The 16,691-nt window shown below is 62.9% G+C and carries 17 protein-coding genes and 1 pseudogene; 11 read left to right on the forward strand and 7 right to left on the reverse strand.

Features of this window, described 5'->3' with window-relative positions:
* Positions 1-116: 116 nt before the first annotated feature.
* From lysA to argH, 3 genes are all read right to left on the reverse strand, one after another.
* A complete protein-coding gene (gene lysA / locus AC5XE7_RS08460) occupies positions 117-1,382 on the reverse strand; it encodes a diaminopimelate decarboxylase (RefSeq protein WP_495365654.1) in 1,266 nt (421 codons plus the stop codon).
* 16 nt (positions 1,383-1,398) lie between these two features.
* Positions 1,399-1,605: a lipoprotein gene (locus tag AC5XE7_RS08465; RefSeq protein ID WP_239800194.1), complete on the reverse strand. Its 207-nt coding sequence runs from the start codon at positions 1,603-1,605 to the stop codon at positions 1,399-1,401.
* Between the two features lie 67 nt (positions 1,606-1,672).
* The gene (argH, locus tag AC5XE7_RS08470) at positions 1,673-3,073 is read right to left on the reverse strand and encodes an argininosuccinate lyase (protein WP_495365655.1); all 1,401 of its coding nucleotides are present in this window, start codon (positions 3,071-3,073) and stop codon (positions 1,673-1,675) included.
* A gap of 32 nt (positions 3,074-3,105) precedes the next feature.
* On the opposite strand from argH, the gene tlpA reads away from it, so the two are divergent.
* The 5 genes from tlpA (at position 3,106) to AC5XE7_RS08495 (ending at position 8,304) form a co-directional block, all read left to right on the forward strand.
* Positions 3,106-3,789 (forward strand): thiol:disulfide interchange protein TlpA, encoded by a 684-nt coding sequence (tlpA, locus tag AC5XE7_RS08475; protein ID WP_287947391.1) that lies wholly within the window; start codon positions 3,106-3,108, stop codon positions 3,787-3,789.
* A 135-nt stretch (positions 3,790-3,924) separates the two neighbouring features.
* A complete protein-coding gene (ugpB, locus tag AC5XE7_RS08480; RefSeq protein ID WP_183826333.1) occupies positions 3,925-5,232 on the forward strand; it encodes a sn-glycerol-3-phosphate ABC transporter substrate-binding protein UgpB in 1,308 nt (435 codons plus the stop codon).
* Between the two features lie 242 nt (positions 5,233-5,474).
* Positions 5,475-6,359: a sn-glycerol-3-phosphate ABC transporter permease UgpA gene (gene ugpA / locus AC5XE7_RS08485; RefSeq protein WP_239800197.1), complete on the forward strand. Its 885-nt coding sequence runs from the start codon at positions 5,475-5,477 to the stop codon at positions 6,357-6,359.
* A gap of 34 nt (positions 6,360-6,393) precedes the next feature.
* Positions 6,394-7,242, forward strand: coding sequence for a sn-glycerol-3-phosphate ABC transporter permease UgpE (gene ugpE, locus AC5XE7_RS08490; RefSeq protein ID WP_495365869.1), 849 nt, complete (start codon positions 6,394-6,396; stop codon positions 7,240-7,242).
* A 3-nt stretch (positions 7,243-7,245) separates the two neighbouring features.
* Positions 7,246-8,304, forward strand: a complete 1,059-nt coding sequence (locus AC5XE7_RS08495; protein WP_495365656.1) for a sn-glycerol-3-phosphate import ATP-binding protein UgpC — start codon at positions 7,246-7,248, stop codon at positions 8,302-8,304.
* An 83-nt stretch (positions 8,305-8,387) separates the two neighbouring features.
* Here the strand turns inward: AC5XE7_RS08495 and AC5XE7_RS08500 are convergent, their stop codons facing one another.
* On the reverse strand, positions 8,388-9,203 hold the full coding sequence (locus tag AC5XE7_RS08500) for a lytic murein transglycosylase (protein WP_239800199.1): 816 nt from the start codon (positions 9,201-9,203) through the stop codon (positions 8,388-8,390).
* A 418-nt stretch (positions 9,204-9,621) separates the two neighbouring features.
* Between AC5XE7_RS08500 and ffh the strand changes: the two genes are divergently transcribed.
* From ffh to rpsP, 3 genes are read left to right on the forward strand one after another with little or no spacing between them, the layout of a single operon-like run.
* Positions 9,622-11,214 (forward strand): signal recognition particle protein, encoded by a 1,593-nt coding sequence (gene ffh, locus AC5XE7_RS08505; protein ID WP_495365657.1) that lies wholly within the window; start codon positions 9,622-9,624, stop codon positions 11,212-11,214.
* Between the two features lie 7 nt (positions 11,215-11,221).
* Positions 11,222-11,548, forward strand: coding sequence for a chorismate mutase (locus AC5XE7_RS08510; RefSeq protein WP_183826347.1), 327 nt, complete (start codon positions 11,222-11,224; stop codon positions 11,546-11,548).
* A gap of 55 nt (positions 11,549-11,603) precedes the next feature.
* Positions 11,604-11,993 carry a 30S ribosomal protein S16 gene (gene rpsP, locus AC5XE7_RS08515; protein ID WP_495365658.1) on the forward strand — a complete coding sequence of 130 codons (390 nt, stop codon included), beginning with the start codon at positions 11,604-11,606 and terminating at the stop codon, positions 11,991-11,993.
* Between the two features lie 197 nt (positions 11,994-12,190).
* Here rpsP and AC5XE7_RS08520 read toward each other — a convergent pair.
* A pseudogene (locus AC5XE7_RS08520) lies at positions 12,191-12,457 on the reverse strand (YMGG-like glycine zipper-containing protein); the annotation flags it as partial.
* Between the two features lie 269 nt (positions 12,458-12,726).
* Between AC5XE7_RS08520 and ykgO the strand changes: the two are divergent.
* Positions 12,727-12,852, forward strand: coding sequence for a type B 50S ribosomal protein L36 (gene ykgO, locus AC5XE7_RS08525; RefSeq protein ID WP_035022199.1), 126 nt, complete (start codon positions 12,727-12,729; stop codon positions 12,850-12,852).
* Between the two features lie 100 nt (positions 12,853-12,952).
* Positions 12,953-13,546 carry a hypothetical protein gene (locus AC5XE7_RS08530; protein ID WP_495365659.1) on the forward strand — a complete coding sequence of 198 codons (594 nt, stop codon included), beginning with the start codon at positions 12,953-12,955 and terminating at the stop codon, positions 13,544-13,546.
* A 189-nt stretch (positions 13,547-13,735) separates the two neighbouring features.
* On the opposite strand, the gene pyk is transcribed toward AC5XE7_RS08530, so the two are convergent.
* Together pyk and AC5XE7_RS08540 are read right to left on the reverse strand one after the other, a co-directional pair.
* Entirely contained in the window at positions 13,736-15,181 is a 1,446-nt protein-coding gene (pyk, locus tag AC5XE7_RS08535; protein WP_495365660.1) for a pyruvate kinase, read from the reverse strand.
* On the reverse strand, positions 15,178-15,585 hold the full coding sequence (locus AC5XE7_RS08540) for a DUF1036 domain-containing protein (protein WP_495365871.1): 408 nt from the start codon (positions 15,583-15,585) through the stop codon (positions 15,178-15,180). Before AC5XE7_RS08540 ends, pyk begins: the two co-directional genes overlap by 4 nt.
* A 304-nt stretch (positions 15,586-15,889) precedes the next feature.
* On the opposite strand from AC5XE7_RS08540, the gene AC5XE7_RS08545 reads away from it, so the two are divergent.
* Positions 15,890-16,687 carry an N-formylglutamate amidohydrolase gene (locus AC5XE7_RS08545; protein ID WP_495365661.1) on the forward strand — a complete coding sequence of 266 codons (798 nt, stop codon included), beginning with the start codon at positions 15,890-15,892 and terminating at the stop codon, positions 16,685-16,687.
* Positions 16,688-16,691: the final 4 nt, after the last annotated feature.

Below are 16,691 nucleotides of genomic sequence, written 5' to 3' on the forward strand. Positions count from 1 at the left end.
CCAGTGATAGCTTGCCGAGTTTACCAGCAAAGACGGCGAAGGCGAGGCGGGTTCCCGAAAACGTGATCGGATCGCCGCCTCTCCGGCAGTGCGGCCCGCACTGTTCCGGTCCCCTTTCAGAGCCAGTCCGGCAGCGTGTCGAGGCCGATCAGTTCTTCATAGGTCTGGCGTCTGCGCACGACGGCGAAGCGGTCGCCATCGACCAGAACTTCCGGGATGAGGGGGCGGGTGTTGTAGGTGCCCGACTGCACCGCCCCATAGGCGCCGGCGGTGTAGACGGCGACCAGATTGCCCGGTGCCATGCGCGGCAGGTTGCGGTCGAGGCCGAGATAATCGCCGGTCTCGCACACCGGCCCGACCACGTCGGCCTTCAGCCATTCGGCATCGGCGGCCGGTTCCGTCACCGGGCGGATGTCGTGATAGGCTTCGTAGAGCGTCGGGCGGATCAGGTCGTTCATGCCCGCATCGACGATCAGGAAATTCTTCGCTTCAGCTTCCTTGAGGTAAATCACCTCGGTGACGAGGATGCCGGCGTTGCCGACGATCAGCCGCCCCGGCTCGAACACCAGCCTGGCACCGATATCGGCGAAATGCCTGTGCACGATCTCCGCATAGGCCACGGGAAGCGGCGGCGGGGAATTGTCGTGCTGATAGGGAACGCCAAGTCCCCCGCCCATATCGACATGGGTGAGGTCATGGCCGTCTGCCCGGAGCTGGCTAACCAACTCCGCCATCAGAGTGAAGGCGTCGTCGAAAGGCTGGAGGTCGGTGATCTGACTGCCGATATGCGCATCGACGCCGCTCACCCTGATGGCGGGAAGGGCTGCTGCGCGGGCATAGGCCTCGCGGGCGCGGGAAATGGGAATGCCGAACTTGTTCTCCGACTTGCCGGTGGAGATCTTGGCGTGGGTACGCGCATCGACATCGGGGTTGATGCGCAACGAGACGGGAGCCACCTTGCCCAGCGCCATGGCGCGTTGCGAAAGAAGCTCCAGCTCCGGCTCGGATTCCACGTTGAAGCAGTAGATGCCTGCCTCAAGCGCGAAATCCATCTCGCCGGCCTTCTTGCCGACGCCAGAGAACACGATCCTGCTGGCCGGTATCCCGGCGGCAAGCGCGCGCCTGATCTCGCCTTCCGAGACCGTGTCGGCTCCGGCGCCGAGCTTTGCCAGCGTCTTCAGCACGGCCTGATTGGAATTGGCCTTCAGCGCATAGCAAACCAGCGTGTCGAGCCCGGCGAAAGCCTGGCTGAACACGTTGAAATGACGGGTCAGCGTTGCCGTGGAATAGCAATAGAACGGTGTGCCGACCGCAGCCGCAATCGCCGGGATCGAAACATCCTCGGCGTGAAGAATGCCGTCGCGATATTCAAAATGGTTCAAGGTGAGCTTCCGGAAATCAGATCAGCTTGTCGAGGATGAACGGCTTGTCGTTGTCCGGTTTCTGCGGTTCCGGCGGCAGCGGCTCCTTGTTGCGCTGCGCTTCCTTGCGGGCTTCGACGGCTGCCTCATAGGGTGTGTCGAGGCCAGACTTGCGCCCGCAGGCTGAAACAGTCGCCATCGCGGCGACCAGCGCCAGCATCGTAACCAGTCTGCCTGCGGTCATCGTTTCATCCGTCCGTGATTACCCTTGACCGGGTTCTATCCAAGTTTGGCGATCAATGCACCCGGCTTCAAGCCTTGGCCAGTCGCTTTTTCCAGTAACGCACCTGACGGCGCACCTCGGCGGGGGCGGTGCCGCCGAAGCTCTGCCGGCTTTTCACCGAACTCTGCACCGACAGCACGGAGAAGATATCGGCGGTGATGCCCTCATGGATGGACTTCAGATCCTCCAGCGTCAGCTTCTCGAGGCCGCATTTCTTCTCTTCGGCCAGCGCCACCGCACGCCCGGTGACATGATGTGCCTCGCGGAAGGGAATGCCCAGTTCCCGCACCAGCCAGTCGGCAAGGTCGGTGGCGGTGGAGTAGCCGGAGCCGGCGGCGCGCTTCATCGCGGCTTCGTTGACCGTCAGGTCGCGGACCATGCCGGTCATCGCCGCCAGCATCAGGTCGAGCGTCTCGGCCGCATCGAACACGGCTTCCTTGTCTTCCTGCATGTCCTTGGAATAGGTCAGCGGCAGGCCCTTCATCACCGTCAGCAGGCCGATCAGGTGGCCGTTGAGACGCCCGGTCTTGGCCCGCACCAGCTCGGCCGCATCCGGATTCTTCTTCTGCGGCATGATCGAGGAGCCGGTGGAGAAGCTATCGGACAGGCGCACGAAGCCGAATTGCGGCGTCGACCAGATGACGATCTCCTCCGCCAGCCGCGACAGATGGGTGCCGGCGATCGAGGCGACCGACAGGAACTCCAGCGCGTAGTCGCGGTCGGAAACGCTGTCGAGCGAATTGCGGGTCGGCTCGCGGAAGCCCAGCGCCTTCGCCGTCATGTGACGGTCGATGGGGAAGCCGGTGCCGGCAAGCGCTGCCGCACCGAGCGGGCTCTCGTCCATGCGTTCGATGGCGTCGCGCACCCGCGACAGGTCACGCGCGAACATCTCGGCATAGGCAAGGCAATGGTGGCCGAAGGTCACCGGTTGCGCGGTCTGGAGGTGGGTGAAGCCGGGCATGACGGTGGCCGCATGTTCTTCGGCGCGTGCCACGAATGCCGCGATCAACCCTTTCAGCGCCTCGGCGACGCGATGGAACTCATCCTTCACCCACAGCCGGAAATCGACGGCCACCTGATCGTTGCGCGAGCGCGCCGTGTGCAACCGGCCGGCGGCCGGGCCGATCAATTCAGCCAGCCGCGCCTCGATGTTCATGTGGATGTCTTCGAGCCTGGTTGAGAACTCGAACTTTCCGGCCTCGATTTCGCTGCGGATGGCGGCGAGGCCATCGGCGATCCTCTTGCCGTCGTCTGCCGAAATAATGCCGGTTTTGGCCAGCATCTCGCTATGGGCGATCGAACCTCTTATATCCTGCGCGTAGAGCTTGCGGTCATAGCCGATGGAGGCGTTGATCGCTTCCATGATCGCGGCGGGACCCGAGGCAAATCGTCCGCCCCACATCTGGTTGCTGGCCTTCTTGTCGCTCATCTCTATAACCCGTGCCCGGAGCAGTTGAAAAAATGGCAGACGGTAAAAAACTTTTCCCCACCACGCGCCTGATTCTTGCGGCCCTCCTGGCCGGTGCCGCAGCCGGCGCGCTCGCGGTATATGTCAGCGGCGGCCTTGAAGGCAACAATGCAACGGGTGGAACTGCCGCCATCGCCGCGCAGGATCGCGTGTGCGCTGCCAAAACGGAGCGCGCGAAGAAGGTGGCCGCTGCCGCGACAGGTCACGTCGCGGCCATGCTGCCGGCGGATCCGCCGCAATCGCTGGCCGGTCTTGCCTTCAATGATCCGGATGGAAAGCCGGCTACGCTTGCCGGCCATGCCGGCAAGACCGTGCTCGTCAATCTGTGGGCGACGTGGTGCGCGCCCTGTCGTGCCGAAATGCCGGCCCTGGACGAGTTGCAGCAGAAAATGGGTGGCGACAGCTTCGAGGTGGTCGCCATCAACGTGGATACCGGCGACGACGCAAAGCCGAAGGCCTTCCTCAATGAAATCAAGGTGTCCGGTCTTGCCTACTACAGCGACCACTCCATGGGCGCTTTCAACGAGCTGAAGGCGAAGGGCCTTGCGCTCGGCCTGCCCGTCACCGTGCTGGTCGATGATGAAGGTTGCCTGCTTGCCCATATGAACGGCCCGGCCGAGTGGTCTACGCCAGATGCCGTCAGGTTCATCGAAACCGCTCTGGATGACGTTAAGTAAAGCCGGAGTTTTCCACGCTCCTTAACCGGCTTTCATCATATCGACACGCCGCTGTTGTCTGTCTGTCATATTCGCCCCATACTTCCGACCGCGGAACTGAACTCCATTTGGTCAATCATGTATCGGGAGATGAAGATGAAGCTTCTGGGTATTGCAGCAGGTCTTGCAACCGCACTCACCCTCTATTCCTCGGCCTCCGCCATCGCTGCCACCCAGATAAGCTGGTGGCACGCCATGACCGGCGCCAATGCCGAAGTGGTCGACAAGATCGCCAAGGACTTCAACGCCAGCCAGAGCGACTATGAGGTCGTTCCGGTGTTCAAGGGCACCTATCCCGAGACGCTGAATGCCGGCATCGCCGCCTTCCGTGCCGGTCAGGCCCCCGACATCATTCAGGTCTTCGACGTCGGCACCGGCGTCATGATGGCCGCCGAGGGCGCCATCCGCCCGGTTGCCGAAGTGCTGGAAGGCGCCGGCCTCAAATTCGACAAGAGCCAGTATCTGCCGGGCATCGTCGCTTACTACTCGAAGCCCGACGGCACCATGCTGTCCTTCCCCTATAACTCTTCCTCGCCGATCCTCTACTACAACAAGGATGTGTTCGAGAAAGCCGGCCTCGACGTGAACAATCCGCCTAAGACATGGGGCGAGGTTTTCGAAGCGGCGAAGAAGATCAAGACCAGCGGTGCGGCTGCCTGCGGTTACACCTCGACCTGGCTGACCTGGATCCATCTGGAGAACTTCGCCGCCTGGAACAACATTTCCTACGGCACCAATGAGAACGGCCTTGCCGGCGGCGACGTCGAGCTGAAAATCAACGCTCCGCTCTACGTCAACCACTTCCAGTCCATCGCCGATCTGGCCAAGGACGGAACATTCAAATATGGGGGCCGCACCTCCGAGGCCAAGCAGTTGTTCCTCGCCGGCGAATGCGGCATTCTCACCGAATCGTCGGGCGGCCTTGGCGACATCGTCAAGTCTGGCATGAACTACGGCATCGGCCAGCTCCCCTATGACGAGGACGGCGCGGGCCCGCAGAACACCACGCCCGGCGGCGCCAGCCTGTGGGTGATGGCCGGCAAGTCGGACGAGCAGTACAAGGGCGTTGCCGCCTTCTTCAACTATCTGTCGCAGACCGATGTGCAGCAGTTCCTGCACGAGCAGTCCGGCTATCTGCCGGTAACGCTGGCGGCCTATGAAGCCACCAAGGGGTCGGACTTCTACGAGAAGAACCCCGGCCGCGAAACGCCGATCCTGCAGATGATGGGCAAGGCGCCGACCGAGAACTCCAAGGGCGTTCGTCTCGCCAACCTGCCGCAGGTGCGCGATATCCAGAACGAGGAGTTCGAGAAGATGCTCGCCGGCCAGCAGACCGCGCAGCAGGCGCTCGACGCTGCCGTCACGCGCGGCAATGCGGCCATCAAGGAAGCCAACGCCAACTAGGCGCTGGTGTCCGGATCAGGGAGGGCCGGCGTCTTGCCGGCCCTCCGTCTTTCCATGGGTTCGCGGCTTTCTGCGTGACCATATCGCCATCATGGCGCAACGTTTCCCCCTTGCCGCGCAAGTCCCGAATTGCCTGCCATTGCGACAGAAGGGTCCGCCTGCGTGAACCATCTGCTTGAAACTACCCGGTCTTTCTGCTCCGATGGTCCCGCTTGCACCGAAAGAAGCCGGAGGAGATGGACATGACGCCGCGCGTCGTATTTCCCAACCGCGTCCTGCCCTATCTGCTGCTGGCGCCCCAGCTTGCCATCACGCTGGTCTTTTTCTATCTCCCTGCCGCACAGGCGCTGTACCAGTCTATGCTGCGGGAGGACCCGTTCGGCCTGCGCTCCCGTTTCGTCTGGTTCGCCAATTTCAAAAAGGTTCTGGCCGATCCCGCCTATCTGAACGCGATGCATGTGACGGTGATCTTCTCCGTCGCCACTGCCGTCGTTGCCATGGGCGTGGCCTTGCTGCTGGCGGTGATGGCCGACAAGGTAGTGCGCAGCCGTGGTCTCTACCGCACCCTTTTGATCTGGCCCTATGCGGTGGCGCCGGCCATTGCCGGCATGCTGTTCCTGTTCATGTTCAACCCCTCGATCGGTACGCTGGCCGTGCTCATGCGCAAGGCCGGCATAGCGTGGGATCCGCTGCTCAATTCCACCGACGCCATGGTGCTGGTGGTGACGGCGGCGGCATGGAAGCAGATCAGCTACAATTTCCTGTTCTTCGTCGCCGGCCTTCAGGCGATCCCGAAGAGCCTGATCGAGGCGGCGGCCATCGACGGCGCGCGGGAGGTCAAGCGGTTCTGGACGATCGTGTTTCCGCTGCTGGCGCCCACGACCTTCTTCCTGCTGGTCATCAACACCACCTACGCCTTCTTCGACACGTTCGGCATCATCCATGCCGTCACCGGCGGCGGGCCCGGCAAGTCGACGGAAACGCTGGTCTACAAGGTCTACAATGACGGCTTCGTCAACCTGATCCTCGGCGAATCGGCCGCCCAGTCGGTGATCCTGATGATCATCGTCATCGCGCTCACCGCCATCCAGTTCCGCTATGTGGAGAGGAAGGTGCACTATGGCTGATACAACGGCACCGGCGAGCGGCAGCGACAAGCTGATGATCGGCCAGTCGTCGGCCGGTATCTGGCTTGCCCACGCCATCCTGATCCTTGGCGTGGTCATCGTCGCCTTCCCGATCTACTACACCTTCGTCGCCTCCACCCATTCGCTGCAGACGATCCTGCGCCCGCCGCTGCCACTGTTGCCGGGGCCGGAATTCTGGACGAACTATTCGCAGGCGCTGTGGGGCGGCAGCACACGCATGGGCGGCGTCGGTGTCGGCACCCTGCTCGTCAACACCACGGTGATGGCGCTGGGCATCGCCATCGGCAAGATCATCATCTCGATCCTGTCGGCCTATGCGATCGTGTTCTTCCGCTTTCCGTTCCGGATGACCTTCTTCTGGATCATCTTCATCACCCTGATGCTGCCCGTCGAGGTGCGCATCCTGCCGACCTACAAAGTGATGGTCGATCTGGGGCTCATCGACACCTATGCCGGGCTGATCGTGCCGCTGATCGCCTCGGCCACCGCAACGCTGCTGTTCCGGCAGTTCTTCATGACCATTCCGGGCGAACTGGTGGAGGCCGCGCGCGTCGACGGGGCGGGGCCGTGGCGCTTCTTCTTCGACATCCTGCTGCCCCTGTCGCGCACCAACATCGCGGCCCTGTTCGTCATCCTCTTCATCTACGGATGGACGCAATATCTGTGGCCGCTTCTGGTCACCAACAGCAACGACATGAACACCATCGTCATCGCGCTACGCAAGATGATCTCGTTTGCCGATGCCGATACGCAATGGCATCTCGTCATGGTGACGTCGATCCTTGCCATCATCCCGCCGATCCTGGTGGTGGTGGCCATGCAGCGCTGGTTCGTCAAGGGCCTGGTCGAGTCGGAGAAATAGAACATGGCGACAGTCGATCTCAACGATGTGCGCAAGGTTTACGCAGGCGGCTTCGAGGCGGTGAAGGGCATCTCCATCGCCATTCCCGACAAGGCGCTGTGCGTGCTGGTCGGGCCGTCGGGCTGCGGCAAGTCCACACTGCTGCGCATGATCGCGGGGCTGGAGACGATCTCGGCCGGCACGATTTCCATCGACGGCAAGGTCGTCAACAGCATCGGCCCGACCGATCGCGACATCGCCATGGTGTTCCAGAACTACGCGCTCTATCCGCATATGAGCGTCTACGACAACATGGCCTACGGCTTGCGCAACCGCGGCACGCCGAAGCCCGAGATCGATGCCCGCGTGCGGGCGACCGCAAAGACGCTCGAACTCGACCAGCTTCTGGACCGCAAGCCGCGCCAGCTTTCCGGCGGCCAGCGCCAGCGCGTCGCCATGGGCCGCGCCATTGTGCGCAACCCCAAGGTGTTCCTGTTCGACGAGCCGCTTTCCAATCTCGACGCCAAGCTGCGTGGCCAGATGCGGGTCGAGATCAAAAACCTGCAGCGGAATCTCGGCGTCACCTCGGTCTATGTCACCCATGACCAGCTCGAAGCTATGACGCTGGCCGACATGCTGGTGGTGATGAATGGCGGTCTGATCGAGCAGGTCGGCGCGCCGATGGATATCTACGAGAAGCCGGCCTCGACCTTCGTTGCCGCCTTCATCGGCGCGCCGCCGATGAATCTGCTGGCGCTGACGCGCGATGCGCAGGGAAGGGCGACGGTCGCTGGCGCAGTCCTCGATGGCGATGTCGCCGACAACGTTGCGATAGTCGGGCTCAGGCCCGAGGATGTGGTGATTGCGACCAGCGAGGGTCAGTCGCGGGCCTTCACGCTGCCGGTAACTGTGGAGGCGGTGGAGCCGGTGGGAATGGAAAGTTTCCTGCATTGCGCCGCAGGAGGCGTGCGCATCGTGGTGCGCGTTCCCGGCCGCAGCATGGCCAGTCCGGGAGACCGTCTGGACATAACAGCCGGCCGGGACCGGTTGCATTTCTTCGACAAGGACGGCAAGCGGGTCTGAATTTCGCCGCCGCTGCCGTTCTTAAGACATGTTTTCAGGGCGCCAGATGAATTCATCGGGCGCCCTGAATCGCAGTTAAGAAATCAGTTCTTGATGCGGCGGGCGAACTCGGCCAGCGCCTGCTGGTAGATGGTGGCGCGGTTCCAGTCGTTCCAGTGCTTGTAATTGACCTCGCCCGGGCCGTAGCCGCCACCCGGCTGCCAGCCATGGCCGCGCAGGAAATTGGCGGTCGAGGCCAGAACGTCGGCGCGCGAACGGATGAGGTCGCGGCGGCCGTCGCCATCGAAATCGACGGCATATTCCAGATATTTGGACGGCAGGAACTGGGTCTGTCCGAGTTCGCCGAAGCCGGCGCCCCGCATCTGCTCGGCGGAGATGTAGCCTTTCTGGGCAATGATCAGCGCCGAATCGAGCTCGTTGGTGAAGAAGGCCGAGCGGCGGCAGTCATAGGCGAGCGTCGCCAGCGGTCCGAACACGCTCTTGTTGCCCGAATTCGCGCCGAAGCCGGTTTCCATGCCCCAGATGGCCAGAAGCACTTCCGGCTGAACGCCGTATTTCTGTTCGATGCGGCGCAGCAGCGACGCTTCGGACTTCATGTAGCCCTTTGCCTTCTTCACGTAGGAGGCGGGCGCGCGGCGCTGCATGAAATCTTCAAGGCTGCCCCGGAAGGCCTTGTGCTGAGCCCGGTCGATCTTGATCACGCCGGTATCGTACTTCACGCCCTGCATGGGGCGCGTGTCGATGCCGCGTGCCTTGGCATCGGCGGTGTAAGCGCCCACCCAGGCATTGAAGCCGCTGGCGTCATTGCCGCATTTGCCGGCTGCCTGCGCAGCGCCTGCGCTCATCAAAGCAGCTAGCGCTGCCGCGGTAAAAATCCGTACTTTGGCAACAACTGCCATATTGGTCTCCTGAGTGCCTGATTCACGTCCCCGTGCGAATTTGCCAGCCAAACATGAACTTGTCATTGCCATTCCGGTAAACAGCACGTGTGTGGCGGGCTATTGCAGGCGGAAGTCGCTCTAAATGTGGCGGAATGGTGTCGATTGCTTTGCACGGAAGCATTACCGCCGCCCTATGGTCCGGCAAACTTGACTCTGGCCGGTTTTTCCTGTCTACACCGCAAAATTCTGCGACAAGTCTTCTTTTCGCAAAGCTGACCGGGGCGATGGGCCATTGAAGCCCGCCAGTCGACTCCGGAGGCCAACATCCGGCAGCGCGGTGCGCCCCCGGGTGCTTTTTGGCTTTGCTTTCGTTTGGAGAAGGCGCGAAGCGGCATTACCTTTCGTCCATCCATGGACGGCAGGAAAAGGAAGAGACATGTTTGAATCGCTGCAGGAACGCCTTGGCTCGATCCTGAACGGCCTCACCGGCCGCGGCGCGCTGTCGGAGGCCGATGTTTCGGCTGCCCTGCGCGAGGTCCGCCGCGCCCTGCTGGAGGCCGACGTCGCGCTCGATGTCGTTCGCTCCTTCACCGACAAGGTGCGCGAGAAGGCGGTTGGCGCTGCGGTTCTCAAGTCGATCAAGCCCGGCCAGATGGTCGTCAAGATCGTCCATGACGAGCTGGTTTCCATGCTCGGCGAAGAGGGCGTGCCGATCGACCTCAATGCGCCGGCTCCGGTTGTCATCATGATGGTCGGCCTGCAGGGCTCGGGCAAGACCACCACCACGGCCAAGATCGCGCGCCGTCTGAGCGAGCGTCAGGGCAAGAAGGTGCTGATGGCCTCGCTGGACACGCGCCGTCCGGCCGCGCAGGAACAGCTTCGCCAGCTTGGCGAGCAGACCAAGGTCGCCACCCTGCCGATCATCGCCGGCCAGTCGCCGGTCGAAATCGCCCGCCGCTCCGTGCAGGCGGCGAAGCTCGGCGGTCATGACGTCGTCATCCTCGACACCGCCGGCCGCACCCATATCGACGAGCCGCTGATGGCCGAAATGGCCGAGATCAGGGCGGCCTCGAACCCGCATGAGATCCTGCTTGTCGCCGACTCCCTGACCGGTCAGGACGCAGTCAACCTCGCCCGCAATTTCGATGAGCGTGTCGGCATCACCGGCCTCGTGCTGACCCGCATGGACGGCGACGGCCGCGGCGGGGCGGCCCTTTCGATGCGCGCCGTGACCGGCAAGCCGATCAAGCTGATCGGCACCGGCGAAAAGATGGATGCGCTGGAGGAATTTTACCCCAAGCGCATCGCAGACCGCATTCTGGGCATGGGCGACATCGTTTCGCTCGTGGAAAAGGCTGCCGAGACCATCGACGCGGAAAAAGCCGCGGCGATGGCGAAGAAGATGCAGTCGGGCAAGTTCGACCTGAACGACCTCGCCGACCAGCTTGGCCAGATGCAGAAGATGGGCGGCATGGGCGGCATCATGGGCATGATGCCCGGCATGGGCAAGATGAAGGACCAGATGGCCGCCGCCGGCCTCGACGACAGGATGTTCGGCCGCCAGCTCGCCATCATCTCCTCGATGACGAAGGCCGAGCGCGCCAATCCCGACATTCTCAAGCACAGCCGCAAGAAGCGCATCGCCGCCGGTTCCGGCACCGATGCAGCCGAGATCAACAAGCTGCTCAAGATGCATCGCGGCATGGCCGACATGATGAAAGCCATGGGCGGCAAGGGCAAGGGCGGCGGCATGATGCGCGGCCTCATGGGCGGTCTGGCTTCGAAAATGGGCATGGGCGGCCTCGGCGGCATGATGGGTGGCGGCCCCATGGGAGGCATGCCGGACCTGTCGAAGATGGATCCCAAACAGCTTGAGGCGCTGAAGAAGCAGGCGGAAGCCGCCGGCCTCGGCAAAGGTCTTCCGGGCGGCTTGCCCGGCGGTCTGCCAGGTCTGGGCGGCGGCGGGCTTTCGGGCCTTCCCGGCGGCATGAAGCTGCCCGGCCTCGGCGCTCCGGGCAAGAAGAAGTGAGGGGACGATGAGCGAAGACAAGAACATCGATGAAGCGCGCCGGCTGCTTGCCGGCTACCGTTCCTCGATCGACAATATCGATGCTGCCCTCATCCATATGCTGGCTGAACGCTTTCGCTGCACGCAGGCGGTGGGCGTTCTCAAGGCAACGCATGGCCTTCCGCCAGCCGATCCGGCGCGCGAGGCCCAGCAGATCGAGCGTTTGCGGCGGCTCGCCAACGACGCCCATCTCGACCCCGACTTTGCGGAGAAGTTCCTGAACTTCGTCATCCGCGAGGTCATCCGCCATCACGAGCATATCGCCGCCAACGGTGGCACCTCCCAACCCGGCTGATTTCCGGCCGGTTCATACACAAAGACCAAGACATCAGAGCTTTAGGAGAAAGAAAATGGCACTGAAGATTCGACTGGCCCGCGCGGGCTCCAAGAAGCGTCCTTACTACCACATCGTCATCGCCGACGTGCGCAGCCCGCGCGACGGCCGCTTCATCGAGACGGTGGGCGCCTGGAACCCGATGCTGCCGAAGGACGGCGACCGCGTGAAGGTCGATGCCGACCGCGTGAAGCATTGGCTCAACAACGGCGCCCTGCCGACCGACCGCGTGGCCCGCTTCCTCGATCAGGCCGGCATCGCCAAGCGCGACGCCCGCTCGAACCCGACCAAGGGCCTGCCGGGCAAGAAGGCACAGGAGCGCGAGGCTCTGGTCAAGAAGGCTCAGGAAGAGGCTGCCGCCGCTCTTGCCGCCGCATCGGCTCCGGCCGAAGCCAGCGCCGAGTAAGCCACAGCTTACGTTTTAGGCAAAAAAGGCCGCGCCGTGAACCGGCGCGGCCTTTTTCATGGGTCCGGTGCAGTTGCTGACGATCAGTAGCCGTTGTTGTAACGGCGGCCATAGTAACGGTCGTCATAGCGATTGCGGCTGTAGCGATCGTCATAGCGATAGCGGTTGTCGTAGCGGCCGGAATTGTAGCGATCGTCATAGCCGCGCGGGCATTGCGCGGTGTAGACGCGGCCATAGCCGTCGCGATAGCGGCAGCGGTTCGGCTCGTTGGCGGAACCGATCAGCGCGCCGGCCACAGCGCCGATTGCGCCACCCACCAGCGCGCCCTCGGCGCGGTTATGCCGGGAGGCAACGGCCGATCCGATCGCCGCGCCGCTCAGGCCGCCGATGGTCGCGCCCTGCTCGGTCTGGGAACATGCGGCAAGCGGCACGAGCAGCGCCATAAGCACGATAATCTTTTTCATTGTCTCAACCTTTCGCGGACAATCACGTCTCTTACCACTTCCCATAACGACCGGCGGCGGGATTCGATCCGGGATGATGAGGGGATTCATGGCAGCCGGCTGATGAATGGTGGCTGAATGCGATCTGACGGATGCGATTCTGCCCTTCACGGGCCCTCGAAAGGTTGACAGAGCCAAGTGTCGTCGTTTATGAGCCTGTCACAACTTCGGCGCGCTTCTGGCGCGCTTTTCAGTTACGCCCGCAAAGGGCCAAATTGACGGGCAAGACAATGAAGATCAAGAACTCGCTCAAGGCGCTGAAGGCACGTCACCGCGACAACCGCCTGGTTCGCCGCAAGGGCCGCATATACATCATCAACAAGACCGATCCGCGCTACAAGGCCCGTCAGGGCTGAGCATGGACGTATCCCGGCGGGCATGATAATGCCTGCCCGGTTTCGCCGCTCACGCGAATTTCAGTTTGACGAAGCGCATGAAGGGGATAGGCTTCCTTTCATGCGCTTTGTCGTTCTGCCCGCGATAATCTTTCTGTCGGCCGCAGCCCCGGGCATTGTGGCGGCCGAGGATTTTCCTCATCCGGCTTCCGCCGATCAGGTGGCGGAGACCAGCGCGCAGAAGCTGGACAGGCTGCTTGCCGAGCTGAAGCGCGAGGGCAATCCGAAAGCGGCCGATCGCATCGCCCGCCGCATCCAGCAGGAGTGGTCGCAGTCCGGAAGCGCTTCGGTTGATCTGATGATGCAATGGGCGCAGAAGGCAGCCGCCTCCGGCAAATATGATGTCGCGCTCGACTTCCTCGATCTGGTGGTGACCTTGCAGCCCGACTATGCCGAGGGTTGGAACCGCCGCGCCACCGTCCATTATGCGATGAAGAGCTACGCCAAATCGATGGCCGACATCAACCGGGCTCTGGCGCTGGAGCCACGCCACTACGGGGCGATTTCCGGCCTTGCGCGCATCATGACGGATACTGAGCGCAAGGAGGCTGCCGTGGACGCCTGGCAGCGGGTGCTCGACATCTATCCGGCCCTGCGCTCGGCGCAGGAGCGCCTGTCCACGCTTTCCGAGGAACTTGCAGGCCGCAGCGCCTAGAGCATTTTGCAGCCATATGGAAACATCTGGCGTCGCATAAATGCAGCTAAAACAAAGAGATAGAGCATTTCTGCGATTCAGAGAAAAGCAGAAATGCTCTAAGAAAGACAGGCAGGCCTTTGACGAGGCTTCGTGCCGGGCGCGTGCCTTGCAGGCGCCCGGCTGAAGCAAGGCTCGAAACGCGGTGGCTTATTTGTCGGAGCCAGCCGGTCCCGAATTTTCGCCTATGCTGGCGATCCGCAGCATGTTGGTGGCGCCCGAGGTGCCGAGCGGCACGCCGGCGGTCACGATGATGCGGTCGCCATCGGTGCCAAAACCCTCCTGCCTGGTGATGCGGCAGGCGCGGTCGACCATGTCATCGAGATTGGTGGCATCCTCGGTCACCACGCAGTGCGTCCCCCATGCCAGCGACAGACGCCGTGCCGTCGCAAGGATCGGTGAAAGGGCGATGATCGGGACTTTCGGGCGCTCGCGCGCGGCGCGCAGGCCGGTAGCGCCGGAGGCGGTGTAGCTGACGATGGCCGCCAGTTCGAGCGTCTCGGCGATCTCGCGCGCCGCATAGGAAATCGCGTCCGGGCCGGTCGGCTCCGGCGCGGAGCGCTGGGCGTTGATGATGGCCGGATAGGTGGGGTCCTTCTCCACCCGTTCCGCGATGCGGTTCATGGTGGCGACGGCCTCGACCGGATAGGCGCCGGCAGCCGACTCGGCCGACAGCATGATGGCGTCAGCACCCTCAAACACGGCGGTTGCCACGTCGGACACCTCCGCGCGAGTGGGAACCGGTGCCGAGATCATCGATTCCAGCATTTGAGTGGCCACGACAACCGGCTTGCCGGCCTTGCGGGCAGCACGAGTGATCTGCTTCTGGATGCCGGGAACCGCTTCGGGCGGCATTTCCACGCCGAGATCGCCGCGCGCCACCATCAGCGCATCGCTCAGCTCCATGATCTCGGCAAGCCGCGTAACGGCCTGTGGCTTTTCGATCTTAGACAGAAGCAGCGCCCTGCCATCGGCGATCTGGCGCGCTTCGATCAGGTCTTCGGGGCGCTGGATGAAGGAAAGCGCGATCCAGTCGACGCCGGCCTCGAGCGCTGCATCGAGATCGGCGCGGTCCTTCTCGGTCAGCGCGCCAACCGGCAGGTCGGTGTCCGGCAGCGACACGCCCTTGCGGTCGGAAATCGAGGTGCCGGCCACCACCACGCATTCGATGGAGCGGCCGTCGCATTTCACTGCCTTCAGCTCCAGCTTGCCATCATCGATCAGCAGGCGATGGCCGGGTTCGACCGACTTGAGAATTTCGGGATGCGGAAGATAGACGCGCGTGGCATCGCCGGCTTCGGTGTTGTCGTCCAGCGTGAAGGCCTGGCCGACGGTAAGTGTCTCCTTACCATTTGCAAAGCGGCCGACGCGCAGCTTGGGTCCCTGGAGGTCTGCCAGAATGCCGATGGGGCGTCCCAGCTCCGCCTCGACGGCACGGATGCGGCCAATCAGCGTGCGCATCAGATCGTGATCGGCATGGCTCATATTGATGCGGAAAACATCCGCGCCCGCTTCAAACAGTTTTTTCAGTGTCGCCTGTTCAGAGGAAGCAGGGCCGATCGTTGCGAGTATCTTTACCTTGCGGCTGCGTCTCATTGACCATTCGTTCCCGGGGCCGGGGGCCCGTCAGCTGTCGGCTGCTCGGTCAGCTGGACCATCCAGCTCGACTGCTCGCCAGTGTCGTATTCCTGAAAGCCGGCCCGCTGGAAGCCCCGTGCCACACAGTCGGTCACGCCTGCTATCTTGAACTCTTTCTCCGCCACGCACATGTTGACCGGACCGTCCCAGCGGCCGCCGCGTTCAGCATCTTCTGCGTAGAGATAGTAAAACCGTGATGACAGAGGCCCTTCGATCAGCGTCTTGCAGCTCGATGCCTCGATGTGCCACCAGCCTTCGGTGATCCAGCCCGCCTTGGCGCGATAGCCGATGCCGACCCCGACCAGGCTCTGCGTGGCGTTGCAGACCCGGAAATCGGCATGGGCAGGCGCCGCGTGCGCCATCAGGGCAACGAACGGCAATGCTGCCAGCAGCGCTTTTTTTCCTGCGCCGGAACGGACCTTGTTCATTCCCCTCGGCATCGATCTCTTCATGTGGTTGGTCCCTTTTCGGCAAAGTCCGGGCGCATGTCAACGCGCCCGGACCTGAAAATCCAATCGATTTAAATATTGCGGACGCGGCGATCTGGCGGCTGCGGCGGATTTCTGACAAAAACCTTGTCCAAACCACGGCATTGCATGGATGCCCTCTTCATGGGATGAAACTATCACCCAGCCGGGAACGAAAAACGGACCTTTCCTTCCAGTCATGACCCGATCCACAGTTTTCGCCCCTTTCGATCTGGTCGAAGGCGATCCCAGCCGCGGCATTCTTCTGGTTTGCGACCATGCAAGGCGCGATCTGCCGCAGGAATATGGCACGCTCGGCCTGCCGCCTGAGGAATTCGAGCGCCACATTGCCTACGACATCGGTGTCGAGACCGTGACGCGCGAACTGGCGGCCCTGCTTGGCGCGCCGGCGGTGCTGGCCGGTTTCTCGCGCCTGCTGATCGATCCCAACCGCGGCGAGGACGATCCCACCCTGATCCGCCAGCTTTACGACGGCACCATCATCACCGGCAACTATCCGCTATCCGAAAACGAGCGCCAGCGCCGGCTCGACATGTTCTACCGTCCTTATCACGACGCCGTTTCGGCAGCGACGGCATCAGTAGCCGCGAGATCGGGACGAGCGCCGTTCCTGTTTTCGGTTCATTCGTTCACGCCGGTGATGCAGGGGATGATCCGGCCATGGCATGTCGGCGTGCTGTGGGACCGCGACGATCGCGTGGCGCGGCCGCTGATAGACGCTTTGGGGGAAGACCCCTCGCTCGTGGTCGGCGACAATGAGCCCTATGACGGAGCCCTGCGCGGCGACACCATGTTCCGCCACGCCATCGTCAACGGCTATCCGCATGCGCTGATCGAGATCCGGCAGGACCTGATCGCGACGCCCGCCATGGCGGCCGGCTGGGCGCTCCGCCTTGCTCCCGTGGTTGAAGCGATCAACCGTCGCCCCGATATACATCAGGTGCGCCATTTCGGCTCGCGCACCGGACCCGTCTGAACGA

The organism is Aquamicrobium sp. YD-1-mutant5 (assembly GCF_059509755.1).

Coding starts and splice junctions, on each gene's coding strand:
- rpsP (WP_495365658.1), top strand. CDS start 11,604: ATGGCACTGAAGATTCGACTGGCCCGCGCGGGCTCCAAGAAGCGTCCT.
- AC5XE7_RS08500 (WP_239800199.1), bottom strand. CDS start 9,203: ATGGCAGTTGTTGCCAAAGTACGGATTTTTACCGCGGCAGCGCTAGCT.
- AC5XE7_RS08510 (WP_183826347.1), top strand. CDS start 11,222: ATGAGCGAAGACAAGAACATCGATGAAGCGCGCCGGCTGCTTGCCGGC.
- AC5XE7_RS08540 (WP_495365871.1), bottom strand. CDS start 15,585: ATGGCGCACGCGGCGCCTGCCCATGCCGATTTCCGGGTCTGCAACGCC.
- ugpB (WP_183826333.1), top strand. CDS start 3,925: ATGAAGCTTCTGGGTATTGCAGCAGGTCTTGCAACCGCACTCACCCTC.
- AC5XE7_RS08495 (WP_495365656.1), top strand. CDS start 7,246: ATGGCGACAGTCGATCTCAACGATGTGCGCAAGGTTTACGCAGGCGGC.
- pyk (WP_495365660.1), bottom strand. CDS start 15,181: ATGAGACGCAGCCGCAAGGTAAAGATACTCGCAACGATCGGCCCTGCT.
- ugpE (WP_495365869.1), top strand. CDS start 6,394: ATGATCGGCCAGTCGTCGGCCGGTATCTGGCTTGCCCACGCCATCCTG.
- argH (WP_495365655.1), bottom strand. CDS start 3,073: ATGAGCGACAAGAAGGCCAGCAACCAGATGTGGGGCGGACGATTTGCC.
- AC5XE7_RS08545 (WP_495365661.1), top strand. CDS start 15,890: ATGACCCGATCCACAGTTTTCGCCCCTTTCGATCTGGTCGAAGGCGAT.
- ykgO (WP_035022199.1), top strand. CDS start 12,727: ATGAAGATCAAGAACTCGCTCAAGGCGCTGAAGGCACGTCACCGCGAC.
- tlpA (WP_287947391.1), top strand. CDS start 3,106: ATGGCAGACGGTAAAAAACTTTTCCCCACCACGCGCCTGATTCTTGCG.
- ffh (WP_495365657.1), top strand. CDS start 9,622: ATGTTTGAATCGCTGCAGGAACGCCTTGGCTCGATCCTGAACGGCCTC.
- AC5XE7_RS08465 (WP_239800194.1), bottom strand. CDS start 1,605: ATGACCGCAGGCAGACTGGTTACGATGCTGGCGCTGGTCGCCGCGATG.
- ugpA (WP_239800197.1), top strand. CDS start 5,475: ATGACGCCGCGCGTCGTATTTCCCAACCGCGTCCTGCCCTATCTGCTG.
- AC5XE7_RS08530 (WP_495365659.1), top strand. CDS start 12,953: ATGCGCTTTGTCGTTCTGCCCGCGATAATCTTTCTGTCGGCCGCAGCC.